22 protein-coding genes are annotated in these 22,978 nt (G+C 74.9%); 15 read left to right on the top strand and 7 right to left on the bottom strand.

Annotation, left to right across the window (positions count from 1 at the left end):
• The first annotated feature begins 198 nt into the window (after positions 1-198).
• From ACIPK4_RS13630 to ACIPK4_RS13620, 3 genes are all read left to right on the top strand, one after another.
• Positions 199-945 carry a GntR family transcriptional regulator gene (locus ACIPK4_RS13630; protein WP_376200931.1) on the top strand — a complete coding sequence of 249 codons (747 nt, stop codon included), beginning with the start codon at positions 199-201 and terminating at the stop codon, positions 943-945.
• 71 nt (positions 946-1,016) lie between these two features.
• Positions 1,017-1,913, top strand: coding sequence for a LysR family transcriptional regulator (locus ACIPK4_RS13625; protein WP_402312168.1), 897 nt, complete (start codon positions 1,017-1,019; stop codon positions 1,911-1,913).
• Positions 1,910-3,451, top strand: coding sequence for a hypothetical protein (locus ACIPK4_RS13620; protein ID WP_402312165.1), 1,542 nt, complete (start codon positions 1,910-1,912; stop codon positions 3,449-3,451). Before ACIPK4_RS13625 ends, ACIPK4_RS13620 begins: the two co-directional genes overlap by 4 nt.
• Here ACIPK4_RS13620 and ACIPK4_RS13615 read toward each other — a convergent pair.
• A complete protein-coding gene (locus ACIPK4_RS13615; RefSeq protein ID WP_402312163.1) occupies positions 3,441-4,187 on the bottom strand; it encodes an ABC transporter ATP-binding protein in 747 nt (248 codons plus the stop codon). The two genes, ACIPK4_RS13620 and ACIPK4_RS13615, sit on opposite strands and share 11 nt — an antisense overlap.
• A 205-nt stretch (positions 4,188-4,392) precedes the next feature.
• Here ACIPK4_RS13615 and ACIPK4_RS13610 point away from each other — a divergent pair, with 205 nt between their 5' ends.
• From ACIPK4_RS13610 to ACIPK4_RS13595, 4 genes are all read left to right on the top strand, one after another.
• On the top strand, positions 4,393-7,725 hold the full coding sequence (locus ACIPK4_RS13610) for an FtsX-like permease family protein (protein WP_402312160.1): 3,333 nt from the start codon (positions 4,393-4,395) through the stop codon (positions 7,723-7,725).
• Positions 7,722-10,538: a hypothetical protein gene (locus ACIPK4_RS13605; RefSeq protein WP_402312157.1), complete on the top strand. Its 2,817-nt coding sequence runs from the start codon at positions 7,722-7,724 to the stop codon at positions 10,536-10,538. Before ACIPK4_RS13610 ends, ACIPK4_RS13605 begins: the two co-directional genes overlap by 4 nt.
• A complete protein-coding gene (locus ACIPK4_RS13600; RefSeq protein ID WP_402312154.1) occupies positions 10,535-11,500 on the top strand; it encodes an ABC transporter ATP-binding protein in 966 nt (321 codons plus the stop codon). Before ACIPK4_RS13605 ends, ACIPK4_RS13600 begins: the two co-directional genes overlap by 4 nt.
• A 122-nt stretch (positions 11,501-11,622) precedes the next feature.
• On the top strand, positions 11,623-13,113 hold the full coding sequence (locus ACIPK4_RS13595; RefSeq protein WP_402312151.1) for a condensation domain-containing protein: 1,491 nt from the start codon (positions 11,623-11,625) through the stop codon (positions 13,111-13,113).
• Positions 13,114-13,132: 19 nt separating this feature from the next.
• Here ACIPK4_RS13595 and ACIPK4_RS13590 read toward each other — a convergent pair whose 3' ends face one another.
• Positions 13,133-14,353 (bottom strand): RNA polymerase sigma factor, encoded by a 1,221-nt coding sequence (locus ACIPK4_RS13590; protein ID WP_402312944.1) that lies wholly within the window; start codon positions 14,351-14,353, stop codon positions 13,133-13,135.
• Positions 14,354-14,410: 57 nt separating this feature from the next.
• A complete protein-coding gene (locus ACIPK4_RS13585; RefSeq protein ID WP_054226417.1) occupies positions 14,411-14,770 on the bottom strand; it encodes a YciI family protein in 360 nt (119 codons plus the stop codon).
• Between the two features lie 212 nt (positions 14,771-14,982).
• Here ACIPK4_RS13585 and ACIPK4_RS13580 point away from each other — a divergent pair, with 212 nt between their 5' ends.
• Positions 14,983-15,357, top strand: coding sequence for a hypothetical protein (locus ACIPK4_RS13580; protein ID WP_054226416.1), 375 nt, complete (start codon positions 14,983-14,985; stop codon positions 15,355-15,357).
• A gap of 16 nt (positions 15,358-15,373) precedes the next feature.
• Here the strand turns inward: ACIPK4_RS13580 and ACIPK4_RS13575 are convergent, their stop codons facing one another.
• Positions 15,374-15,643 (bottom strand): hypothetical protein, encoded by a 270-nt coding sequence (locus ACIPK4_RS13575; protein ID WP_054226415.1) that lies wholly within the window; start codon positions 15,641-15,643, stop codon positions 15,374-15,376.
• A 397-nt stretch (positions 15,644-16,040) separates the two neighbouring features.
• On the opposite strand from ACIPK4_RS13575, the gene ACIPK4_RS13570 reads away from it, so the two are divergent.
• From ACIPK4_RS13570 to ACIPK4_RS13560, 3 genes are all read left to right on the top strand, one after another.
• The gene (locus ACIPK4_RS13570; RefSeq protein WP_376200946.1) at positions 16,041-16,379 is read left to right on the top strand and encodes a thioredoxin family protein; all 339 of its coding nucleotides are present in this window, start codon (positions 16,041-16,043) and stop codon (positions 16,377-16,379) included.
• A gap of 137 nt (positions 16,380-16,516) precedes the next feature.
• Entirely contained in the window at positions 16,517-17,704 is a 1,188-nt protein-coding gene (locus tag ACIPK4_RS13565) for a cytochrome P450 (RefSeq protein WP_402312147.1), read from the top strand.
• Positions 17,705-17,708: 4 nt separating this feature from the next.
• Positions 17,709-17,921 (top strand): ferredoxin, encoded by a 213-nt coding sequence (locus ACIPK4_RS13560; protein ID WP_376200950.1) that lies wholly within the window; start codon positions 17,709-17,711, stop codon positions 17,919-17,921.
• A 33-nt stretch (positions 17,922-17,954) separates the two neighbouring features.
• Here the strand turns inward: ACIPK4_RS13560 and ACIPK4_RS13555 are convergent, their stop codons facing one another.
• A complete protein-coding gene (locus ACIPK4_RS13555) occupies positions 17,955-18,953 on the bottom strand; it encodes a BtrH N-terminal domain-containing protein (RefSeq protein ID WP_402312144.1) in 999 nt (332 codons plus the stop codon).
• 88 nt (positions 18,954-19,041) lie between these two features.
• Here ACIPK4_RS13555 and ACIPK4_RS13550 point away from each other — a divergent pair, with 88 nt between their 5' ends.
• Both ACIPK4_RS13550 and ACIPK4_RS13545 read left to right on the top strand, forming a co-directional pair.
• Complete coding sequence (locus tag ACIPK4_RS13550) at positions 19,042-19,395, top strand: DUF1304 domain-containing protein (RefSeq protein WP_054226410.1); 354 nt, start codon at positions 19,042-19,044, stop codon at positions 19,393-19,395.
• 13 nt (positions 19,396-19,408) lie between these two features.
• Positions 19,409-19,987, top strand: a complete 579-nt coding sequence (locus ACIPK4_RS13545) for a TetR/AcrR family transcriptional regulator (RefSeq protein ID WP_402312140.1) — start codon at positions 19,409-19,411, stop codon at positions 19,985-19,987.
• Between the two features lie 91 nt (positions 19,988-20,078).
• On the opposite strand, the gene ACIPK4_RS13540 is transcribed toward ACIPK4_RS13545, so the two are convergent.
• On the bottom strand, positions 20,079-20,285 hold the full coding sequence (locus ACIPK4_RS13540; RefSeq protein WP_054226408.1) for a cold-shock protein: 207 nt from the start codon (positions 20,283-20,285) through the stop codon (positions 20,079-20,081).
• Positions 20,286-20,300: 15 nt separating this feature from the next.
• Entirely contained in the window at positions 20,301-20,756 is a 456-nt protein-coding gene (locus tag ACIPK4_RS13535) for an HGxxPAAW family protein (protein ID WP_402312137.1), read from the bottom strand.
• Between the two features lie 108 nt (positions 20,757-20,864).
• On the opposite strand from ACIPK4_RS13535, the gene ACIPK4_RS13530 reads away from it, so the two are divergent.
• The gene (locus tag ACIPK4_RS13530) at positions 20,865-21,359 is read left to right on the top strand and encodes a MarR family transcriptional regulator (protein WP_376200960.1); all 495 of its coding nucleotides are present in this window, start codon (positions 20,865-20,867) and stop codon (positions 21,357-21,359) included.
• A gap of 46 nt (positions 21,360-21,405) precedes the next feature.
• Positions 21,406-22,905, top strand: coding sequence for a DEAD/DEAH box helicase (locus ACIPK4_RS13525; protein ID WP_402312135.1), 1,500 nt, complete (start codon positions 21,406-21,408; stop codon positions 22,903-22,905).
• The last annotated feature ends 73 nt before the right edge of the window (positions 22,906-22,978 follow it).

The following is a 22,978-nucleotide window of genomic DNA, read 5'->3' as shown; positions in this document are numbered from 1 at the left end:
GGCCCCGCTGTACGGACGGTGAACGGGGACTGGACCGCGGGGCACGACTCGACGAAGAGACGAGAATGACCGAAAGCAGTCGTGACAAGACCGGTGCAATGATCTTCAGCGCCTAGGGTGACGGGACACACGAGCAGCCGTGACGGCTGCGCGACTGCGACGGCTGCGACGGCTGCGACGGCAAGGGGGCGGCACGGCATGGGCACGGTCCGGTATCTGGAGATCGCCGAGGCACTGCGCACGGCGATCCTCTCCGGTGAGTACGCCGTGGGCGCCCAGCTGCCCTCGGAGAGCGATCTGGCCGCGCGCTGGTCCGCCTCGCGGGGAACCGTCCGGCAGGCCGTGGCCACGCTCGCCGCCGAGGGCCTCATCGGGTCACGGCAGGGCGCCCGCAGGATCGTCCTGCGCCACGAGCGCCGGCACAGCTTCGGGGAGCTGAACAGCTTCGCCCAGTGGGCCGAGGGGCTCGGCCAGGAGGTCACCAGCCGTTTCCTGGCCCGGACCCGCCGGCCGGCCACGGCCGAGGAGGCGGACCGGCTCGCGCTCGCGCCGGGCACCGAGATCCTGGCCGTCCTGCGGCTGCGGCTCCTGGACGGGGAGCCGACCATGGTGGAGCGGACCGCGTACGCGGACTGGGCCGCGGCCGCGGTCGAGGCCATGCCGGAGGACGTCCGGTCCGTGATGGACGGCCTCGCGAACGAGTCCGGGATCGTCGCCCACTACGGCGAGCACCTCATCGACGCCCTCGCGGCCGGGAGCGAGGACGCCCGGCTGCTGGAGGTCCGGCGCGGAAGCCCCCTGCTGCGCCAGCGGCACGTCTCGGCCACCTCCACCGGCCGCCCGATCGAGTGGAGCGACGACCGCTACCGTGCCGGCAGCGTCACGTTCAGTGTGAGCAACTCCGCGGTGGCCACCCCGTTGGAGCGCCGCACGGGCGACGGGTGAGGGCTCGGGCGCGCGGCTGTATCGTCCCGGGCAGGACCGATCACCTGCTGAACGGGTACGAAGGAAAACCGATGATCGATGTGCAGCGGCTGCGCATTCTGCGGGCCGTCGCCGAGCACGGCAGCTTCAACCGGGCGGCGCGGGCCCTGCTGCTGACCCCTTCGGCCGTCTCGCAGCACATCGCCTCGCTGGAGCGGAGCCTCGGCCACCCGGTGGCGGTGCGCAGCACCCGCGGGGTCACCCTGACGGAGCCGGGGCGGCTGCTGGTGGAGGCGGCGGAGACCATCTCCGCCGAGCTGGACCAGGTCCGCCTGGCCATCGACCGGCTGACGGCGGAGCGGCCCCGGCTCACGGTCGCCACGTTCACCAGCGGCGGCCGCCGGCTGCTGCCGCCGGCGCTGGCCCGGTTCGTGGCCGCACACCCCGACGTCGAGCTGACCGTACGGGAGGCCGAACCGGAGGTGGCCGTGCCGATGGTGCGCGACGGCCATGCCGACCTCGCCCTGACCTACCACTTCGACGGGCCGCTGCCCCTGCGGGCCGGGCTCGACTGGACGCCGCTGACCGACGATCCGCTGTGGCTGGTCCTGCCGGGCGAGCACCGGCTGGCCGGGCGTGCCTCGCTCGGCCTCGCCGAACTGGCCGAGGAGCGCTGGGTGCTCGGCTGCCTCAAGACGGAGGCCTTCCTGCACCGGTACGCCGGCCTCGCCGGCTTCGACCTGCGGGTGGCGGCCTCCACCACCGACTACTTCTTCGCCCAGACCCTGGTCGCCGCGGGGGTCGGCGTCTCACTGGTCCCGGACGTGTCGCTGGCCCCGGAGGCATCGCTCGCAGTCGTACGGATCGAACCTCCGCGTCCCGCCCGGCACATCGGGGTGGTCACCCCGCGCCTGCGCCGCCCGCACCCGTACGCCGGGGCCCTGACCGCGGCGCTGACGGGGACGGGGACGGGGACGGTGCAGCGATGACCGGCCCCCTGCGGTCCGGCCTCGCCGCCAACCCCGCGCTGCCGGGCGATCTGCTGGACCGGCTCGTCGAGCGTGCGGTCGCGGACCGGGACGGGGAGGCGGAGCTCGCCGACGCGCTGAGCGAGCGCCCGGACCTCGGGCCGGTCCGGGCGGCGGCGCTGGCCGCGCGTGACGAACACATCGCGGTCCGGCTCGCCCGCGCGGGTGTGCTGGACGTCGCCGACGTGGACCCGGTGGCCCGCCCCTCGGTGGCGCTGGCCCTGCTGGACGAGGGCGCCGGACCGCCCGAGTGGGCGCGCCTGCTCGCGGCCCATCCGGACCGGGGGATCCGCGGGGCGCTGGCCTCGTGCCCCGGGCTGCCGCTGGACGTACGGGAGACGCTGGCCGCCGATCCGGACGTCGAGGTGGTGGCGGAGCTGGCCCTGTGGACGACCGATCCATCGGTCGCCGAGCGCCTGGCGGCCCACCCGCACGCCGAGGTGCGCCGGGGCGCCGCGTCCAACGAGGTGGTGCCGGCGGCCGCGCTGGCCGCGCTGATCACGGGCGAGGGGCTCGCACCGGCCCGCTCCTGCCTGGTCTGCGACCGCGAGGAGATCCCCTTCGCGCACGATCCGCACTGCCCGCGGACGGACTGCACGCTGCGCGGCGGCGCCGCCTGCGCGGGCGGGCACGAGTCCACCGTGCACGAGATCCTGCAGCAGGCCGCGCGGAACCCGGCGACACCTGCCGCTGCCGCGGCCTCCCTCGCCGTCCATCCTTCGATGCTGATCCGCTGGGCGCTGGCCGAACGGTCCGACCTGACGCAGGAGTTGTACGCGCGGCTCGCCGCCGACCCGGTGCCGGCGGTCCGCGAGGAAGCGGCCGGGAATCCCGCGATCGGCGAACCCCTGATCCGCGCACTGGCCGCCGGAGGCTGTGAGGACGGGACGGCGCGCAGCCTCGCCCGGCACCCGCGCGTGCCGTTCGACGTGCTGGCGCAGCTGGCGGCGGCGACCCGGATCGGCCCGACGCTGCTGCCGAGGATCGCCGCCGCCGAGCCGGCCGAGCTCAGGGAGGCGGCCGGGGCGCCGGCCCCCCGCCTGCGGATGCTCGTCGCGGAACGGCACGACCTTCCCCCGGAGTTGCGCGATGCCCTCGCCGCCGATCCGGATGCCCCGGTGGCCAAGGCCGTCGCCCCGCATCCCGGCCTGACCGGGCAGCGGCTGCGCGCCATGGTCGCGCTGCACGGCGTACCGGTCATGGCACGGGTAGCGGCCAACCCGGATGCCCCGCCGGGACTGCTGGAGGAACTGGCCCGCCACGATCCGCCGGTGCGACGGGCGCTGCGCGCGATCGCCGGCCACCGCAACGCGACCGCCGGGGCGCTCCTGCCCTGCCTCGCCGATCCGAGGGCCCGGCCACGGGCGGCCGGACACCCGGCGCTGCCCGTTCAGGTCCTCGTCGGGCTGCTCGGGGACACCGACCCCGAGGTGGCCCGGGCGGCGGCCGCCAACCCCGCGCTGCCCGTCGGCGTGATGGCCGGACTGCTCACGGGGTGACGAGGGGCTCACCGGGCGGGGGCGCGTCCGGGGCCTCGGCGTGGATGCGGCCGTCGCGCAACTCCACCACCCGGTCGGCGAGTTCGATCAACGCCGGATCGTGGGTGGCCACCAGGACGGTGACCCCCTCGCTGCGGACCACCGCACGCAGGAGCTGCATGATCGAGTGGCCCGTCTCGGAGTCGAGCTGGCCGGTGGGCTCGTCGGCGATGATCAGGGCCGGTTCGTTGGCCAGCGCGCGGGCCACGGCGACCCGCTGCTGCTGGCCGCCGGAGAGCTCGCCGGGGCGCTGCTCGGCGTGTTCGGCCAGGCCGACCAGGGCGAGGAGGGTGCGGGCGCGTTCCTCGCGCTGCTTCGCCGGTATTCCCCGCATCCGCATCGGGACGCCGACGTTCTCGACCGCGGTGAGGACGGGGAGGAGGCCGAAGGACTGGAAGACGAAACCGATCCGGTCGCGGCGCAGCGCGAGCAGTCCGTGCTCGTCCAGCCCGGCGAGATCGGTGCCGTCGAGCACGACGGTGCCGTCGCTCGGGGTGTCCAGTCCGCCGACCAGGTTGAGCAGGGTGGTCTTGCCCGAGCCGGACCGGCCCTTGAGAGCGGTGAGCACTCCTCTTTCCACCTCGAACGACACTCCGCGCAGGGCGTGTACGGCGCGCCTGCCGCTGCCGAAACTGCGGTGGAGGTCTTCCACCACCACCATGGGCGTCGCCGCCGTGGCGTCCTGATCCTGCGTCATGGTGTGGCTCCCCCTGGAATCGGCCGACGACCACCGCTGCGGTCGCTCGCACGCGCCGCCCTCACCCCGGTCGTCTCCATCGCTTCGTTTCGATTCTGCTCATCCGTCCCGCCCTTCGCGCAAGCCCCTTCCGTGGCGCGTTCGAATCTGTCAGCATTGTCCGCTATCCGGTACCAGCGGTCCGGATGGGGGAGGAACACGGCACATGCTCGGCTTCGTCGTGCGCCGGCTGCGCGGGCGAGTGCCGCTCGCCGCCGCCGTACTGCTGACCGTACTGATCACCACGACGGTGCTGACCGCGCTGTCCGCGTTCACCCGCGACGTGGGCGAGGCGGGGCTGCGTCAGGCGCTCCAGGGCCCCGACCGGATCCGGACGACCGTCCTCGTCACCGGCGAGCACGCCGCGCCCGACCGCGGCACGGACGACGAGGCCGTACGCGCCTTCGCCGACGGGCTGTTCGGCCGGCTGCCCGTCGCCGTCGAGAGCGTGGCGCGCAGCCGTTCGTTCGGGCTGCCGGGGGCACACGCCCCGGGCAAGGACGCCGACCTGACCCTGCTCGCCGCCTTCGACCGGCGGCACGTACGGCTGCTCGCCGGGCAGTGGCCGCAGCCGGTGGGCGCTCCCGGCGGCCGGCTGCCGGTGGCCGTGCCGCGGGCGGCGCTGGCCCGGCTCGGGCTGAGCGCGCAGGCCCTGCCCGCCGAGGTCCGGCTCGACGACCGGTACGGCGGCGCCCCGCTGACCGTGCTGGTCACCGGCGTGTACCGGGCGGCCGATCCCGACGCGCCCTACTGGCGGCTCGACCCGCTCGGCGGCCGGGAGCTCCAGGTCGGCAGTTTCACCACGTACGGCCCGCTGCTCGTGGACGACACGGCCTTCACCGCGGGCGGCCTGGTGCAGAACAACCGCGGCTCGCTCCTCACCCCGGACTTCTCCGGCGCCCACGGCTCCGACACGGACGCCGTCCGCGACCGTACGCCCGCGGCCGCCGAGGCGCTGAAGCGCACCAGGTCCCTCCAGGCCAGGACCGAACTGCCGGAGTTCCTCGGCGAACTGGCGTCCGCGCAGCTGGTCGCCCGGTCGACCCTGCTCATCGGCGCGCTGCAGCTCGCCGTGCTGGCCGCGGCCGCCCTGCTGCTCGTGGCCCACCTCCTGACGGAACGTCAGGAGGGCGAGCGCGTCCTGCTCACCGCCCGCGGCGCCTCCCGCCGCCGCCTCGGCGTGCTGAGCGCGGCCGAGTCGCTGCTCCTCGCCCTGCCGGCTGCCGTCCTGGCTCCCCTGCTCACCCCGCCGCTGCTGCGCCTGCTCGGCGGGTTCGGGCCGCTCGCCCGGGTCCCGTTGGGCACCACCGGGACCTGGCTGCTGTGGCCGGTCGCGGCCGGCTGCGCCCTGGCCTGCGTGCTGCTGGCCGCGCTGCCCGCCGTACTGCGCGGCGCCGCGGCCGCCGCCCTGCGCCGCACCGGCCGCCGTCAGGCGCTGGTCGCCGGGGCCGCCCGCTCGGGCGCCGACCTGGCACTGCTGGCGCTGGCCGGCCTCGCCTACCAGCAGCTGGCCCAGCACGGCGAGGACGGACCGACCGCAGGTACGCCGGCTCCCGGCGGGCGGCTCGGCGTGGATCCGGTGCTGGTGGCCGCGCCGACGCTGGCCCTGTGCGCGGGCACCCTCCTGGTGCTGCGGCTGCTGCCGTTCGCGGCGCGGCTGGGCGGACGGATCGCCGCGCGGGGCCGCGGGCTGGGCCCCGCGCTCGTGGGCTGGCAGCTCGCCCGCCGGCCCGGGCGGGCCACCGGGCCCGTACTGCTGCTCGTACTCGCCGTCTCCAGCGGGGTCCTGGCCCTGGGCCAGCACACGGCCTGGTCCGCTTCCCAGCGCGACCAGGCCGAGTTCGCGACCGCCGGGGGGCTGCGGATCTCCGGCAGCGACCTGCCCGCGATGGGCCAGGGCGGCCGGTACGCGGCGCTGCCCGGCGGCGAAGCGGTGATCCCGGTGATCCGCAAACCCCAGGAGCTGCCGGGCGGCCGGATCGCGCAGGTACTCGCGCTGGATGCGGCCGCGGTGGGCGAACGGGTGCCGCTGCGGGCCGACCTGCGCGACGGGCGCGGGATGCGGGAGCTGTTCGCGCCGCTGTCCCTGCCGCCCGCCGCCCCGGCCGCCGGCATCGCCCTGCCCGGGCGGCCGCAGCGCATCGACCTCGACGTGGAGCTGCGGGCCTCCGGCGGCGACAACGGCCACACCGCGCTCGGGCTGCTGCTGCGCGACCGGTTCGGGCTGACCTACCGGGCGCCGATGGCCCAGCTGCCCACGGGCGGTGCGACGACCGTCTCGGTGGACCTCGGCGGGCTGACCGGCGCGCCGCTCGGTTCGGCCGCGGCCCCGCTGACCCTCGCCGGGCTCGCGGTGTCGTACGTGCCGGGCGAGTACGGCTCCTCGGACTTCAGCGTGCCCGAGCCGCCCGACGCCGGCGGCGAGCTGACCGTACGCCGGCTGGCCGTCGCGCAGGCGCCGGGCGGCCGGGCCGAACCCGTGGCCGTCCCGGCCGCCGCGGTCCCGGCCTCCGCCGCGGACGGCGCGGGCGTCCCGGGCGGCTGGACGCTGACCGCGCCCGCGCTCACCGGCGGCTCCCCCGCCGCGGAACTGCTGCCGGGCGCGCAGGACGGCTTCGAGCTGGTGCGGCTGCGCTACCGGGGCGGTCACAGGGCCGCGGGCGGAGTCCAGTTGACGCTGGCACCGCCGGGCGCCCGGACCGTCGCCGAGGTGGCGGGCGTCGCCACCCGTACCTATCTCGCGGGGGTGGGTGCGGCCGTCGGCGACCTGGTTCCCGTCCCGCTGGCCGGCGTGTCGGTGCCGGTGCGCATCACGGCCGCGGTCGGCTCGCTGCCCGTCGCCGGGGACACCGCGCTCGCCGTCGATCTGGACGCCGTGGGACGCCTGCTGGCCGCGGGCGGCGTACGGGAACTGCCCGCGCCGACGGAGTGGTGGCTGCCCGCGAAGTCCGCCGCCGACACTGCGCCCGCCCGTGCCGCCGCCGAACTGCGGGCCGGCGCCGGGGTGCAGCAGGTACGGCTGCGCGAGGAGGTCGCCGCCGGACTGCTGGACGACCCGCTGAGCGCGGGCCCGCAGAGCGCGCTCGCCGCCCTCGCCGCGGCCTGCGCGGTACTGGCGGCGATCGGCTTCGCGGCCTCCGCCGCGGCGGGCGCCCGGGAGCGGGCCCGCGAGTCGGCGGTCCTGCTGGCGCTCGGGGCGTCCCGGCGGAGCCTGGCGCGGACGGCGGCCGCGGAGAGCTGCCTGCTGGTGGGACTCGGCAGCGCCGTCGGGGTCGGGCTCGGTGCGGCGATCGTCCACCTGGTGGTGCCGCTGGTGGTGCTGACGCCCGCCGCGCGCCGCCCCGTGCCGCAGGTGCTGGTCGACCTGCCCGGCGGCACGACGCTGCTGCTGACCGCCGTCGTCGCCGCGGTACCGCTGCTGTCGGCGGTGCTCGGCGGCCGCCGCGACCGCAACGTCTCGAACGCGGCCGCCCGGCTGCGGCACGTGGAGGAGATGTGACCAGGCCCGCACAGACACCGGACGGCCCGCCGGACCACACGTCCGCGGCCGCGACCGGCGACGGCCGGGGAGCCGGGGGCCGGTCGGCGCCGTGGGTGCGGACCCGGCTGCGGTCGGCGCCGTCGAGTGCCGTGCTCGCCGCGGCACTCGCCTTCGTCGCCGTACTGCTGGCGGCCGCCCTGCCACGCGCCGTGGACCGGGGTGCCGATCAGGCGCTGCGTTCGTTCCTGGACGACCGGGGGGCCGCCTCGACGAGTCTGCTCGCCACCTCCGAGGCGCGGTACGGCAAGGAGTCCGTCGACGAGCTGGACTCCGTACGGGACGCGCTGGTCGCCCGGACCGGCGGCGGTTTCGCCGTCGCCCCCGCGGGGCCGGTCCACGGCTCCCAGGCCGTCAAGGCGCGCGACCTCGCCAATCCCGAACTGCCGAACCCCGACGGCGTTCCGCCCAAGCTGGACCTGCTGTACCTGCGGGAGGCCGGTGCGCACACCGAGCTGGTGGCCGGGCGCTGGCCCGGCGGCGGCAGCCGGGAGGGGCCCGTTCCCGTCGCGCTGTCCCAGCAGGCCGCACAGACGCTGGGCGTGCGGATCGGCACGGTCCTGGAGACGTTCGCGGGCGGCTTCTCCACGCCGATCAGCGCCGAGGTGGTCGGCCTCTACCGGGCCACCGACGAAGCCGACGTCTACTGGACCGGGCTCCCCTGCCTCACCCGTGCCTGTCAGAAGAACACCCCCGGGATTCCGCCGCTGCGGTTCTGGCAGACCGCCGCCCTCGTCGGACCCGACGCACTCGGCCGGATCGGTGAGTGGGGCGAGGGCGCCGAGGACTTCTGGCGGCTCCCGGTGGACACGGGCCGGCTGCGCGCCGACCGGCTGCCCGAGGTCGCCGCCGAGATCGCCGCGTACGTGAGCGGCCCGACCACCTCCGGTCTGCGGCGCGCCACCCTGCGCGGCGACCTGCGCGTCACCTCGCGGCTGCCGGAGCTGTTCAAGCGGGCACAGGCCCGGCAGCAGGCGGCCGCGCCGCTCGCCGCGATCGGCCCGGCGGGCGTCGCCGGGGTGGCCGCCGTGGTGTTCTGCCTGGCCGCCGCCCTCACCGCCGACCGGCGGGAGTCGGAGCTGCGGCTGCTGCTGGCCCGCGGCGGCTCGCCGGGCGGCATCGTCGGGCGGCTGCTCGGCGAGGGCGCCGTGACCGTCCTGCCCGCCGCCGTGCTGGCGACCGGACTCGCGACCTGGCTGCTGCCGACCCCCCGGTGGACCGCCACCCTGCTCGCGGCCGGCGCCGTCACCCTGCTGGCGCTGCTGGCCTTCCCGGTACGGGCCGCCGCGCTGCTGTCCGCCCGGCGCCGCGGGCCGGCCCCGCGGCGCCGGCTGGTCGCCGAACTGCTGGTCGTCGCAGCCACCGCCGCGGCCGTCTTCGAGGTCCGCAGCCGCGGGGTCGCGCCCGCCGGTGAGGGCCTGGACCCGCTGCTGGTCGCCGCCCCGCTGCTGCTCGCCCTGTGCGGGGGGCTGGTCCTGGCCCGGCTCCAGCCGGTCCTGGTGGGGGCTCTGGCCCGGATGGCGGGGCGGCGGCCCGGCCTGGTCGGCTTCCTCGGTCTGGCGCGCGCCGCTCGGGGTACCGGCGGCCGGGCCCGCCCCTCGGTGCTGCCGCTGATCGCCCTGCTGCTGGCCGTCACCACGGGCGGGTTCGGGTCCACGGTGCTCGACGCGGTGGACGCCGGCCGGCTGCGGGTGGCCCGCCTCACCGTCGGCGGCGACGTCCAGATCTCGGCTCCGTACGGGGGCGTTCTGCCCCCGGAGATGGTGCGGGCCGCCGCCGCCCTGCCGGGCGTCCGCACGTCGGTCGGGGTGTGGACGGACGACCAGGCGTTCGTGTTCGGCACCGACCAGGGCTCCACCCAGGTCACGGTGATCGTCGCGGAGCCCGCGGCGTACGCGGAACTCGCCCGGACCGTGGGGCGCGGGCCGTTCGACGCGGCCCTGCTCTCGGGCGCCGCGGGCGGCGGTGCCGCCGGTGCCCCCGCCTCCGCCGACGCCCCGCTGCCCGCGCTGTTCAGCAGTGGCCTCGCCAAGGTGGCGTCGGGCGGAACCTACCGGCTGAGCCTCAGCGGCGGGGACGAACTGCGCATCGGCTCGGTCGGCGTGGTCGAGGGGACCCCGGCCAGGGGCGGAACCGGCGGTGCCCTGGTCGTCCTGCCCGCCGGACCCACCACCGCCCTGGTGCCGCGGACCGGGAAGCCCGACCGGTGGTTCGCGACCGGCGAGGTCGACGGGGCCCGGCTGCGGGAGACCGTCCGGGCCACCGCCCCGGCGGCGGCCGCCGGGCAGTTCACCGTCCGCACCAGCGCCGCCACCGCCGCCGAGCTGGGCAGCGACCCGCTCCAGCGTTCGGCGGGCCGGCTGTTCTGGGCGTCCGTGGCCGGGGCCGCGGGCTTCGCCCTGCTGGCCGTCCTGCTGACGCTGGTACGGGCGGCGCCCGAACGCGCCGCGCTGCTCGCGCGCCTGCGCACGATGGGACTGCGGCCCCGGGACGGCTTCCGGCTGATCCTGACGGAGGCACTGCCGCAGGCGCTGGCCGCCACCCTCGGCGGGGCACTCGTCGCGGCCGCGGCCGTCGCCCTGCTGGGGCCGGCCATGGACCTGTCCGCCCTGGTCGGCTCGACGGTGCCCACGGGGCTCCGCCTGACGGCGCTGCCCGTGCTGGCCCAGGCGCTGGGGCTGGCCGTCCTCGTCACCCTGGCGGTGCTCGCCGAGGCGGCGATATCCGGACGGCGCCAGATCACCACCGAGTTGAGAGCGGGAGACCAGCGTTGAACAGCGACCAGCCGACGTACGAGGAGCTGCGGCGGCAGGCCCTGGCCGCCTCCGGTCCGCTCATCGAGCGGGCGGACACCGCCATCGTCTGCGACCGCCTGGTCCGCATCTTCAGTGCGGACGGGGTCGAGGTGCAGGCCCTGCAGGGCCTGGAGCTGACGGTGCAGCGCGGTGACCTGGTCGCCCTGGTCGGCGCTTCCGGCAGCGGCAAGTCCACCCTCCTCAACGTCCTGGCGGGACTGGACGTGCCCACGGCCGGTTCGGCCACCGTCGAGGGCTACGACCTGCTGACGATGTCGGCCAGGGACCGGCTGCGCTACCGGCGCGAGGCGGTGGGCTTCGTCTGGCAGCAGACCGCGCGCAACCTGCTGCCCTTCCTGACCGCGGCGCAGAACATCGCCCTGCCGATGCAGTTGCGGGGGCGGCGCGGGCGCGGCACGGCCGACCGCAGGGCGGCGCAGGTCACCCGTCTCCTGGAGGCCCTGGAGATCGGCGATCTCGCGGACCGGCGTCCCGCGGAACTCTCCGGCGGGCAGCAGCAGCGGGTGGCCATCGCCGTGGCCATGGCCAACGACCCCGCCGTCCTGCTCGCCGACGAGCCCACCGGTGAGCTCGACTCCGAGACGGGAGCGGCGATCTTCGAGGCCTTCCGCACCGTCAACCGGGAGCTCGGCGCCACCGTGGTCATCGTGACCCACGACCCGCTCGTCGCGGGCGAGGTCCGCCGCACGGTCGCGATCCGCGACGGACGCACCAGCAGCGAGGTGCTGCGCCGCACGGTGACGGACGAGCACGGCGCGGAGTCGGTGAGCGAGCGCGAGTACGTGATGCTGGACCGGACCGGCCGCGTGCAGCTCCCGTACAAGTTCCTCCAGGCGCTGGGCATGGAGCACCGCGTGGCGGTGGACCTGGCCGCGGACCACATCGAGGTGCGCCCCGACTCCGCGGAGGACCCCGTCTGACGCGGGCGCCGCCGCGGCCCGCGCGCTGCCACGACCTGGTGGACGACCTGGTGGGCGTCACTTCCGTGGGGCGGGTGTCGTTAGGGCCTCGGGGTTGACTCGGGGGGCGAAGGGATGACGGAATGCGGCAGTTTCCTCTGGAGACGCACGACATGGCACCGGGACGGGTCGTCGAATGGCGGCTGCGGTCCACGGCCGCCGCGGCGGCGGACACCGACGGCACGGGTGATGCGGCGGGCAGGAGGGCTTCGTTCAACCAGGACAAGCACTTCACCGTGGCGGAGGAGAGCCGCGGCGCCGACGACCCCGTCGCGTCCTGGATCGCGGTGACCTTCGAGGTCGCGGGCACGCTGGACGAGCGGGCTCTGACCCGGGCCCTGCTGGCCTTCGTACGCCGGCACGAGGTGCTGCGGTGCGAGTTCCGGCGTCTGGCGGGCGAGTTGGCGTGCGAGCCGATCGATGCCGCCGAACTCGCCCTCGACGCCGTCCCCGTGGCGGCGTTCGACTCCTCCGAGGCCCTGCGCGGCTTCCTCGTCGACCGGTTCAAGCGCAGCATCGACACGCTGTCCTGGCCGCTGTTCACCATGGGCGCCGTGCTGCGCGAGGACTCCTCGACCGTCTACCTGGCCTTCGACCACATCGTGTGCGACGGCCTGTCGATGCCGATCGTGGTCCACGAGGTGCAGAGCGCGTACGAGGCCCTGCGGCGCGGCGAGGACATCGATCTGCCGGCCGCGCCGAGCTACCTTGACTTCGCCGAGGAGCAGCGCCGGCGCTACCTCTCCATCGACGCCGACGACGCGCGCCTCGGCTACTGGAAGGCGTTCATGGCGCGGGGCGGGGGCGAGTTCTTCCCCCGGTTCCCGCTCGAACTCGGTGTGGAGCCGGACCGGATGTACCCGATCGTCAACGAGGCCTCGCCGCTGCTGGACGCCGCCGAGGCCGAGGTGTTCGAGAAGGCCTGCCGGGCGGTGGAGGGCAAGCCGTTCATGGGGGTGCTGGCGGCCGTCGCGGTCTGTCTGCGCGAGGCCGGGGGGCCCGGCGTGTACCGGGGGTTCATGCCGGTCAGCGAGCGCGGCCGGGCCGGCTGGGCGAACTCGGTGGGCTGGTTCGTCAACACCATGCCGATCGAGTTCGACGCCTCGCCCGGCCGGGACTTCGCCCAGGTCATGGCGGCGGTCCGGGCCGGTTTCGGCGAGATGATGGACCACATCGACGTGCCGTTCGTGCGGGCCTGGCAGCTGCTGGCGCCCGTCGAGTTCGCCGCGCGTTCCTGGCCGTACCCGGTCAACTTCTTCTCGTACATCGACATCCGCAAGTGCCCGGGCGCCGAGCGGCACGAGGACTGGCGGCCGACCTCGCACGTGTGGTCGGCGCGCGCCAACGGCGCCTGCTCGTGGTTCCAGCGGGACGCCGACGGACTGCACATGAACTCGATCTACGTGGACACGCCCGCGGCGCGCCGCACCATGGCCGACTTCCAGGAGGCGCTGCGGCAGACGGTCCGGGAGATCGCCCGGCACGGCTCGCTGCGCCGCCCGGTCGCGCTCGCCGCGCCGCGCCGCCCCCTCGGGGCGCCGCTCGACACCGCCCCGTACGCCCGCCGCAGCTGACGACGCCGGCCGCCCGTGCTCAGGCGCGGGCGGCACGCCCGAGGAGCAGGACCCGTTCCCGCGCGTTGTGCGTGAGCGCGGCGGCGCGTTCGAATTCCGCCCGTGCCTCCTCCCCGCGGCCCAGCCGCTCCAGCAGGTCGCCCCGGACGCTCGGCAGCAGGTGGTAGGTGCGCAGGGCCGGTTCCGCGGCCAGGGCGTCGACGAGCGGGAGCGCCGCCCGGGGGCCCTCGGCCATCGAGACGGCGACCGCCCGGTTGAGCTCCACGACCGGTGAGGGGACCAGCTCGACGAGCCGCCCGTAGAGGGTGGCGATCGTCGCCCAGTCCGTGTCCTCGTAGCGGACGGCCTCCGCGTGGCAGCCCGCGATCGCGGCCTGTACGGAGTAGGGGCCGCTTCCGGCGTGCTGCATGGCCAGGGCGCCGCGGCGGATCAGCATCCGGTTCCACCTGGACCGGTTCTGGTCGGCGAGCAGCACCGGTTCGCCGTCGGGTCCGGTGCGGGCGGAGATCCGGGAGGCCTGGAACTCCAGCAGCGCGGCCAGCCCGTGCACTTCCGGCTCTTCGGGCATCAGGGCGGCCAGTACCCGGGCGAGGCGCAGGGCGTCCTCGCACAGGGCGGGGCGGACGAGGTCGTCGCCGGCGGTCGCCGAGTACCCCTCGTTGAAGATCAGGTAGATGACCTCCAGGACGGAGGCGAGCCGCTGTTCGCGGTCGGCGCCGTACGGCACTTCGAAGGGGACGCCCGCCTTGGCCAGGGCCCGTTTCGCCCGGACGATGCGCTGGGCCACGGTCGGTTCCGAGGTGAGGAAGGCGCGGGCGATCTCCTGGGTGGTCAGCCCGCCCATCAGGCGCAGGGTCAGCGCGATCCGGGCCTCGGTGGCCAGCACGGGGTGGCAGGCAGTGAAGATCAGCCGCAGCAGGTCGTCGTCGATGTCGTCCGGGGCGGCCGGTTCGGCGGGTGCGGGCACGTCCTCCAGGGTCCGGCCGACCTCGGCGAGCTTGCGGGCGTACGTCTCCCTGCGGCGGACGAGGTCGATCGCGCGGTGTTTGGCGGTGGCCGTGAGCCAGGCGCCCGGCCTGTCGGGCACACCCGACTGCGGCCACTGCTCCAGGGCGGCGACCAGCGCGTCCTGTGCGATCTCCTCGGCGATGCCGACGTCGCGCACGATGCGCGCGACGGCGGCGATGATCCGCGCCGATTCGATCCGGAACACCGTTTCGACCGCCTGGGCCGTACTCACTGCCGTCACGGCCACCCATCAGAGCAGCCGTGACGAGGCAGGGCAAATACGGCGCGGTCAGCCCTCGTCGATCTGGCGCAGCTCGGCGCCGACGGTCCACTCCACGGGGTGGATCTCCAGGAACCGCTTGGTCCACTCCAGCGCCTCGGCCTTGTCCTTGGCCTGGAGGATGGCGTAGCCGCCGACGACCTCCTTGGTCTCGGTGAAGGGCCCGTCGGTGTAGCTCAGCTTGCCGCCGGACCAGGTCACGCGGGTCCCCTCGGCGGTGGGGAGCAGCCCGGCGGTGTCGAGCATCACCCCGGCCTTGGTGATCTCCTCCAGCAGGGCTCCCATGCGCTGCCCGAACTCCGGCGGGAACTCGGTGTCGGCGGGAAGGCTCTGCTCGTCGATACGGATCATGGAAAGGAAGCGCGGCACGGTGACTCCTCGGTCGGACGGGCGGGGGCTGTCCCCGCCTCTCACCCCTGCGTCGAACGGGAGACGGCCGGATCGACAGCTCCCCGGGAAATTCTTCGAAGAATCTTCCGGACCGCCGGGTCGCCGGTCCGCAGCGACACCCGGACCCTCCCGAGGATCCGCTACCCGGGAGTAGGATCGCGGGCCCCTGCCCCTGCGAGAGGACGTCCCCGATGCCGCGCACCCCTTCCTCCCCCTTGCTGCTCGCCGGCCTGCTGGCCGGCGCCGGCGTGGCGCACGCGCTGATACCGGAACAGTTCGACGCGACCGTCCCGAGCGCGCTGCCCGGCACCGCCCGGCAGTGGACGTACGCGAGCGGCGCGGCCGAGCTGGCGCTCGCCGCGGGTGTCGCGCATCCGCGGACCCGCCGGGTGGCGGCGCTGGCCGCGGCGGCGTTCTTCGTCGGGGTGTTCCCCGCGAACGTGAAGATGGCCGTCGACGCGCGCCGCCGCTCCCCCGCCACCCGGGCCGTGACGCTCGCCCGGCTGCCGCTTCAGGTGCCGCTGGTCCTGTGGGCCCGGAACGTGAGCCGGGGCGCCGCCGGCTGACGCTCCGCCACCCCGGTCACCGGCTGTCGCCGGACCAGTCCCAGCGGTCCGGTTCAGCCGCCCGGCGGCGGTAGTGGGCGCGGCCCCCGGATCCGTAGCGGCCTATCTCGGTGGGGAGCCGGGCCTCTTCGGCGAGCCGGCGCGGGCTCCAGCCCGTGATGTCCAGGAGGAGTCCGTCCAGCGGGCCGCCCACGAGTTCGCCGTAGACGTGGCCGGGGCGCGGGCCGGGATCGGGGTCGTCGTGGTCGGCGCCGTAGACCCGGCGCCGGAGCATCCTGTCGTCCATACCCCCCAGCTTCACAGCCGCCACTGACATTGATACTCGTAGCGGGTCCCGGTGGTCGTGGCTCTGCCACTGACTGGCAACGGCCCCCGCCGCAGGGGCAGCCCCGACGGGCAGGCCCGGCCGCCCCAGCCTCCGAGGAGGCGCTGCCCGACGCACTCCCCCGGCGCGGCCCGGGCGGCCCGGCGAACAGGGCGGAGGCCTCCTGCCCTGCGTACCGCGCGAGGGCGTCGCCCCGGGCCGGCCGCTGCTGCACGAGGCCGCCGCGGGAGCGGGAGCGGGGACACCCGGGCCGGCCGGGGATTCGGGGGCTGCGGTGCCGGCGGCGATGATGGGGGGCCGCGTACGGATCAGAGGGATCGGTACGGACCACCCGGTACACGAAGCAGGAGCACCGCCCATGGCACGTCGGGTACACCAGCCACTGGAGAACCAGGAGTTCGACTTCATCCTCGGGATGGCCGAGGGGCCGGTTCTCGCCTACTTCATCGGGACGTGGCCCAAGGCCCTGGAGCCCTGCCGGGCGATGGACGCACTCGTGGCCGAGGCGGCGGAGGAGTACGGCTCGCGGCTGACGGCCGTCCGCACCGACATGACCCGCTGTCCCGGGCCGACCAGGCGTTTCGATGTGACCGGCGCGCCCACCGTGGTCCTCGTGAAGGAGGGCGCCGCCGTGGCGAGCCACGCCGGTGCGATGAGCCGCGCGGAGCTCCGGGAGTTCCTGGAGGCCCATCTCTGAGCGCTCCGGCGGCCCGTGGGCCACCGGGGTCCAAAGTGGGCTATCTGGCCGAAACTGGCATAGGTCAGATAGGTGCCTAGGGCATGTAATGGATTCCGGCGAGACGGACCCACGGAACCATGCTTACGAGGTGCTGCATGTCAGAGACCGTTGCCTTTCCTCAGGACCGAACCTGCCCCTACCACCCGCCGGCCGCCTACGATCCCCTCCGCGAGGGCAAGCCGCTCTCCCGGGTCACCCTCTTCGACGGCCGCTCGGTCTGGGTGGTCACCGGGCATCCCGAGGCGCGCGCCCTGCTCGCCGACGGGCGCCTCTCGTCCGACCGGCGCAACGAGGCCTTCCCCACCCCCACGAAGCGGTTCAAGGGGCTGCAGAACCGCCGCACGGCGCTGCTCGGCGTCGACGACCCCGAGCACAACGCCCAGCGCAGGATGCTCATCCCGAGCTTCACCCTCAAGCGCACCGCGGCCCTGCGGCCCGCCATCCAGGAGACCGTGGACCGGCTGATCGACGAGATGGTCGCCCGGGGCCCGCAGGCCGAACTGGTCAGCGACTTCGCCCTGCCGGTCCCGTCGATGGTGATCTGCGCCCTGCTCGGAGTCCCCTACGCGGACCACGAGTTCTTCGAGTCCCAGTCGCGGCGGCTGTTGCGCGGGCCGGAGCTCGCCGACGTCGAGGACGCCCGGGACAAGATCAACGGCTATCTGGCCGATCTGATCGAACGCAAGCGCACCGACCGGGGCGACGGGCTGCTGGACGAGCTCATCGCGACCCGCCTGGAGACCGGTGAGACCGATGTCGAGGAGCTGGTCTCCCTGGCCGCGATCCTGCTGATCGCGGGCCACGAGACCACCGCGAACATGATCTCGCTCGGTACGTTCACCCTGCTGCGCCACCCGGAGCAACTGGCCGAGCTGCGCGCCGACCCTTCGCTGATCACGGTGGCGGTGGAGGAGCTGATGCGCTTCCTGTCGATCGCGGACGGGATGCTGCGGGTGGCCACCGACGACATCGAGATCGGCGGGGAGACGATCCGCGCGGACGACGGGGTGGTCTTCTCCACCTCCGTCATCAACCGGGACGCGGCGGTGTTCGAGGAGCCGGACTCGCTGGACTGGCACCGCTCCGCCCGCCACCACGTCGCGTTCGGCTTCGGCATCCACCAGTGCCTCGGGCAGAACCTGGCCCGGGCCGAGATGGAGATCGCCCTGGGGACGCTGTTCGAGCGGCTGCCCGGGCTGCGGCTGGCGGCCGAGCCGGACCGCATCCCGTTCCGGCCCGGGGACACGATTCAGGGCATGGTCGAACTCCCCGTGGCATGGTGAGGACATGTCGCCACAGCGCATCGACATCGACACCGCCGTCTGCATCGGCGCCGGGCAGTGTGCCCTGACGGCGCCGGACGTGTTCACGCAGGACGACGACGGCTTCAGCCAGGTCCTCCCGGGCCGGGAGGACGGCAACGGCAGCCCACTGCTGCGCGAGGCCGTCCGCGCCTGCCCGGTCGCCGCCATCAGCATCCGGGAGGCACGAGCGGAGTAACCCCCCGCCACCGCCGCGCGGGATCCGTACGGCTCAGAGCAGCGCGACGGCCCGGCGCTCCAGGTCCAGCGAGCGGTCCACCTGTTCGGCGCACTCGTCGAACAGGTCCCGCCGCCGGGCCTGGTCGGCGTCCGGCTCGGCCGTACGGGCCAGGTTCGCCAGCCGCGACCAGTGCAGGGCGGAGTCCCGAAGGAGGGCGGCCGCCTCCGGCCGCCCGGCGAGGTCGAGGAAGTCGGCGTACAGCGGCCGGGTGGCGCCGGGGGCCGTCCACTCCTCCTCCAGGCAGGTGTACAGCCTCCCGGTGCCGGCGCGGAAGAGCTCCGCGGAGCCGCCGAAGCGGCGTTCCCATCCCGTCGCGGTGGTCCGGTCGCGCAGCTGTGCGGCCAGCTTCTCCATCCCGGTGAAACCGAAGTTGACGTCGAAGTGGTTGCCGAGCACCGGTCCGGTGAGGCGGGCGGCGGTCGCGGCGACCGCCCCGTCGACGTCCGGTTCGCCCTCGGGCGGCCCGATGGGCACGATCAGCTGGTGCCGGCCCTTGCGGTGCGCGGTCCAGGCCGCGCCGAACTCCTCGCGGTCGATCCGGTAGGGGACTTCCGCACCGTCCTCGATCAGCAGGTCGTCACCGTCGTACCCGGCGATGACGACGGTGTACGGGTCGGTGCCCGTCAGCTCGGCATCGGCGTCGGCCTCGTGCCAGGGCAACGAGGACCGGTCGACGACGCAGAAGGCGGGCTGACCGCCGTCGAGCGCGGCACGCACCCTGCCCCAGCGGGGCTTGGTGGCGCGCGTGGCGTCGTAGGGGATGTGCAGGCGCCGCAGCGCGACCTGCACCCAGGGCTCGGGGTGGGCCTGCGCGACGATCGTCGCGAGGGGCGCCCGGCCGGCGTACTCGAACACGAAGTACATGAAGCCGATCCCGCCGGCCAGGCCCGCGATCAGCTCCTCGTCGTGGGCGCTGCCCAGGGCGTGGCGGATCAGGGAGGCCTCGCGGTGGCGTCCGGTCCCGAAGTCTTCGTACACGAGCACAGTCATGCGATCAGCCTATCCGTGCACGCTCCATGGACCCGACGGCGACTTCCTGTACAGTTGTCCAGGAAATCCGGTCAAGGGAGGTTGCCCCGTGCACACAGTCGCTCAGGTCCTCATCGGCGTCGTCGCCGCTCTGCACGTGTACTTCCTGGTGCTGGAGATGTTCCTGTGGCAGCGGCCGCCCGGCCGGGCCCTGTCGGGCTTCGACGAGGAGCTCGCCCGCCGCACCGCAGCGCTCGCCGCCAACCAGGGCCTCTACAACGGCTTCCTGGCCGCCGGACTGGTCTGGTCGCTGGTCATCGACTCGCTCGCCACGCAGATCTTCTTCCTCGTCTGCGTGATCGTCGCCGGGCTGTACGGGGCGGCGACCGCAAACCGCCGCATCCTGATCGCCCAGGCCCTGCCCGCCGCACTCGCCCTGGGCGCGGCACTGCTGGCCGCGTGAGCGGGCGGACCCGATGACCCCCGGGGACCCGCGGACGGCCCGCACCAAGGCCCGGCTGCGCGAGAGCCTCCTCGCGGAGTGCGCGGGCCGGCCCCTCGGGGAGGTCAGCGTCTCGGCGGTGGTCCGCCGCGCCGCCGTCGGCCGCGCCACGTTCTACCTGCATTACGAGGACCTCCCGGCGCTGGCCGTCGACGCGTGCGCGGACGTGGTGCACGAGGCGGTCGACGCCCTGCACGCCTGGCAGACGGAGCCCGGGGCGCAGGCCCCGGCCCGCCCCCCGGCCGCGCTGGCCGGGTTCCTCACCGGGGCCGCCGGGCACGCGGCCCTCTACCGCACCCTGCTCCTGCCGGGGGGCGGCGGCCCGCTCGGCGAGCGGCTGCACCGGGAGCTGCGCGCCCGGGCCCGCGCCGAACGGACGGCGGCCGGCGCCCCGCACGCCGACCTGGTCGCCACGGCGGTGGCCGCCACCTTCACCGCGATCCTGGCCGACTGGCTGCACGGCAGCGTCCCGGGCTCCCCGACGGAGCTGGCGGAGCACCTGTGGCCGCTGCTGCTGGCGCTGCACCGGGCGGGCTCGCGCCCGGTGCGGTGACCGCCCCCCGCGCGGCCGCGGGCGGACAGCCGTGAGCCCCGCCGGACGGACCGGCGGGGCTCATGTCACGGGCCGGGCTCGTGAAGCGGCTTCAGCCGATGCCGACCACCCGCTCGGCCTGCGGACCCTTGGGTCCCTGAGTGACGTCGTACTCGACCTTCTGGCCTTCCGCCAGCTCCTTGAAGCCGGTCGTCTGGATGGCGGAGAAGTGCACGAACACGTCGGGGCCGCCGTCATCCTGCTGGATGAAACCGAACCCCTTCTCCGAGTTGAACCACTTCACGGTGCCTGTTGCCATCTGCACTGATCCTTCTCAACGTTCCACGCGGGCCGCACGTGTGGTGCGACCGTCTCGATCCTGCCCGTCCGTCCCGCGGACCACACCCCGGGCGCGGCCAACCGGGGAGGGTTCGAACGGCTGTCCGACCGGCAGGGCGGGCCGTGACGCCGGGGCCGCGGCCGCGGCACGGCGCGGTCCGCTCATCCGGCAGCCCAGGCAGTGGGCGTGCCCGGCACGGGCGCCGGCGTCGCGGGTGCGCCAGTCCCATTCGGCGCGGGGGCGGGGCCCACCGGGCTTGCCCCAGCCGGCGAGGTGCAGCACCCAGGTGACCACCGCCGCCACCGCGACGAGGGCCAGGCCGAGCCAGACGCCGGGTGTCCAGGCCGCACACACGGCGATGCCGGTTCCGGCGCAGCCCAGCAGGGCCAGGGCGGTGCCGGTCCAGCCGGCCACGGTGTGGCCGAGGTCGACGTCTCCGTGCGCACTCATGATTCTCCCCGGAAGGTCGGGCGGCGGTAGGCTTTTGAGCAGAGATGTCTTAGTGAGCAAGATAAGTATCTCACGAGCTAAGTAACTTAGATACTAAGGAATATCTGCATGCAGGGCAAGCCCCGCCCCGCGGCCACGGCCGAGGAGGCGCTGTCGCGCATGGACCGGTACGTCGCGCTGGGCCTGATCGGCCAGCAGGAGGTGGCGCAGCTCCTGGGGCTGAACGTCACCGACCTGACCTGCCTGGGCCACATCCTCGGCGCCTGCGACGCCCCGCTGGGCGCCGGTGACCTCGCGGAGCTGACGAACCTGACCACCGGGGCCGTGACCGGCGTCCTCAACCGCCTGGAGCGGGCCGGATACGCCCGCCGGCAGCCGGATCCCGCGGACCGGCGCCGGGTGCGCGTCGTGGCCGTACCCGAAGCCGCCGCCCGGGTCATCGCCGTGTACGAGCCCTTCTACACCCGGCTCGGCGCGGTGTTGGCGCAGTACTCCCCCGACGAGGTCGCCGTGATCGCCGACTGGTTCGCGCGGGCGACGGTCGAGATGACCGCCCATCTCGCCGAGGTGCGGTCCGGGAGGCTCGGCCCCGGCACGCCGTAGCCCCGATGGTAAAATCACCCTTTTCACGTCTCACGGAAGGTTCTGCATGAAGAACCCGTCGGTTCACGGGCGCTTCGGCATCAAGGCCGCAGCCAAGGCAGGCCCCAAGGGCGGTGCGAAGCCGGGCGGCAAGACGCCCCGGACGGCACCCCTGCAGGGCGAGTTCGCGATGCCCAGGACGGTCGAGCCGGCGCTGCCGCCGGTGGAGGCCTTCTCCGAGCTCGACCTGCCCCGTGAGCTGGTGAAGACGATGACCGACCTGGGGGTGAACCAGCCGTTCCCCATCCAGGCGGCCACGCTCCCCAACTCCCTGGCCGGGCGCGACATCCTCGGCCGCGGCCGGACCGGCTCCGGCAAGACCCTGGCCTTCGGCCTCGCCCTGCTGGCACGGACCGCGGGCCGCAAGGCCGATCCGAAGCGGCCGCTCGCGCTGGTCCTCGTACCGACGCGCGAGCTGGCGCAGCAGGTGACCGAGGCGCTCACGCCGTACGCGCAGGCCGTGGGCCTGCGGATGGCCACGCTGGTCGGCGGGCTGTCGATCGGCAGGCAGGTGAGCGCGCTGCGCACCGGCGCCGAGGTCGTCGTGGCCACCCCCGGGCGCCTGAGCGACCTGGTCGGGCGGCGCGACGTCCACCTGGAGCGGGTGAGGATCACCGTCCTCGACGAGGCCGACCAGATGTGCGACATGGGCTTCATGCCGCAGGTCACCGAGATCCTGGACCAGGTGCACCACGCCGGGCAGCGGATGCTGTTCTCGGCCACCCTGGACCGCAACGTGGACCAGCTCGTACGGAGTTACCTGAAGGACCCGGTCTCCCACTCCGTCGACCCGTCGGCGGCCTCGGTGAGCACGATGGACCACCACGTGCTGCACATCCACTCGGCGGACAAGTACTCGGCCGCCACCGAGATCGCGGCGCGCGAGGGCCGGGTGCTGATGTTCCTGGACACCAAGCACGGCGTGGACCAGTTCGTGAAGCACCTGCGGGCCATGGGCGTACGGGCGGAAGGGCTGCACAGCGGCAAGTCGCAGCCGCAGCGCACGCGCACCCTCGCGCAGTTCAAGACCGGGGCCGTCACGGTCCTCGTCGCGACGAACGTCGCCGCCCGCGGCATCCACATCGACGACCTGGACCTCGTCGTGAACGTGGACCCGCCCGCCGACCACAAGGACTACCTGCACCGGGGCGGCCGTACAGCCCGCGCGGGCGAGTCCGGCAAGGTCGTCACCCTGGTCACCCCGAACCAGCGCCGGGACATGGTCCGGCTGATGGCCGAGGCCAGGATCCGGCCGACCACCACCCAGGTCCGCTCCGGCGAGGCCGCGCTGAGCCGGATCACCGGGGCCAAGGCCCCGTCCGGGGTGCCGCTGGCGGGCGCCGAGCCGACCGACGCCAAGGGTCGGCCCTCGGGCTCGGACCTCGGCTTCCGCGGGATCGGCACGCGTCCGGGCCGGCCGGGGGCCGCCAAGGAGTCCCGCAAGACCTCGGAGGCCCGCAAGCTCGCCGAGGCACGCCGCGCGGCCCGGGTCCGCCGGGGCGGCTGACCCCGCGGCACGGCCGGACCACGAACGGGACCGGCCTGCCCACGGCTCCGGCACGACGGTGCCGGCCCCCCGC

Source organism: Streptomyces sp. NPDC086989 (assembly GCF_044745505.1).
Lineage (GTDB): Bacteria > Actinomycetota > Actinomycetes > Streptomycetales > Streptomycetaceae > Streptomyces.
The sequence above is the reverse complement of the archived record's forward strand: the minus strand, read 5'-3'. Positions and strand labels throughout refer to the sequence as shown.

Excerpts from the sequence above, each read along its gene's own strand:
- ACIPK4_RS13560 (WP_376200950.1), top strand. The coding sequence starts at position 17,709 with ATGTCGCCACAGCGCATCGACATCGACACCGCCGTCTGCATCGGCGCC.
- ACIPK4_RS13620 (WP_402312165.1), top strand. The coding sequence starts at position 1,910 with ATGACCGGCCCCCTGCGGTCCGGCCTCGCCGCCAACCCCGCGCTGCCG.
- ACIPK4_RS13575 (WP_054226415.1), bottom strand. The coding sequence starts at position 15,643 with ATGGACGACAGGATGCTCCGGCGCCGGGTCTACGGCGCCGACCACGAC.
- ACIPK4_RS13540 (WP_054226408.1), bottom strand. The coding sequence starts at position 20,285 with ATGGCAACAGGCACCGTGAAGTGGTTCAACTCGGAGAAGGGGTTCGGT.
- ACIPK4_RS13580 (WP_054226416.1), top strand. The coding sequence starts at position 14,983 with ATGCCGCGCACCCCTTCCTCCCCCTTGCTGCTCGCCGGCCTGCTGGCC.
- ACIPK4_RS13565 (WP_402312147.1), top strand. The coding sequence starts at position 16,517 with ATGTCAGAGACCGTTGCCTTTCCTCAGGACCGAACCTGCCCCTACCAC.
- ACIPK4_RS13595 (WP_402312151.1), top strand. The coding sequence starts at position 11,623 with ATGCGGCAGTTTCCTCTGGAGACGCACGACATGGCACCGGGACGGGTC.
- ACIPK4_RS13530 (WP_376200960.1), top strand. The coding sequence starts at position 20,865 with ATGCAGGGCAAGCCCCGCCCCGCGGCCACGGCCGAGGAGGCGCTGTCG.
- ACIPK4_RS13535 (WP_402312137.1), bottom strand. The coding sequence starts at position 20,756 with ATGAGTGCGCACGGAGACGTCGACCTCGGCCACACCGTGGCCGGCTGG.
- ACIPK4_RS13525 (WP_402312135.1), top strand. The coding sequence starts at position 21,406 with ATGAAGAACCCGTCGGTTCACGGGCGCTTCGGCATCAAGGCCGCAGCC.
- ACIPK4_RS13610 (WP_402312160.1), top strand. The coding sequence starts at position 4,393 with ATGCTCGGCTTCGTCGTGCGCCGGCTGCGCGGGCGAGTGCCGCTCGCC.
- ACIPK4_RS13615 (WP_402312163.1), bottom strand. The coding sequence starts at position 4,187 with ATGACGCAGGATCAGGACGCCACGGCGGCGACGCCCATGGTGGTGGTG.
- ACIPK4_RS13625 (WP_402312168.1), top strand. The coding sequence starts at position 1,017 with ATGATCGATGTGCAGCGGCTGCGCATTCTGCGGGCCGTCGCCGAGCAC.
- ACIPK4_RS13630 (WP_376200931.1), top strand. The coding sequence starts at position 199 with ATGGGCACGGTCCGGTATCTGGAGATCGCCGAGGCACTGCGCACGGCG.
- ACIPK4_RS13545 (WP_402312140.1), top strand. The coding sequence starts at position 19,409 with ATGACCCCCGGGGACCCGCGGACGGCCCGCACCAAGGCCCGGCTGCGC.
- ACIPK4_RS13555 (WP_402312144.1), bottom strand. The coding sequence starts at position 18,953 with ATGACTGTGCTCGTGTACGAAGACTTCGGGACCGGACGCCACCGCGAG.
- ACIPK4_RS13570 (WP_376200946.1), top strand. The coding sequence starts at position 16,041 with ATGGCACGTCGGGTACACCAGCCACTGGAGAACCAGGAGTTCGACTTC.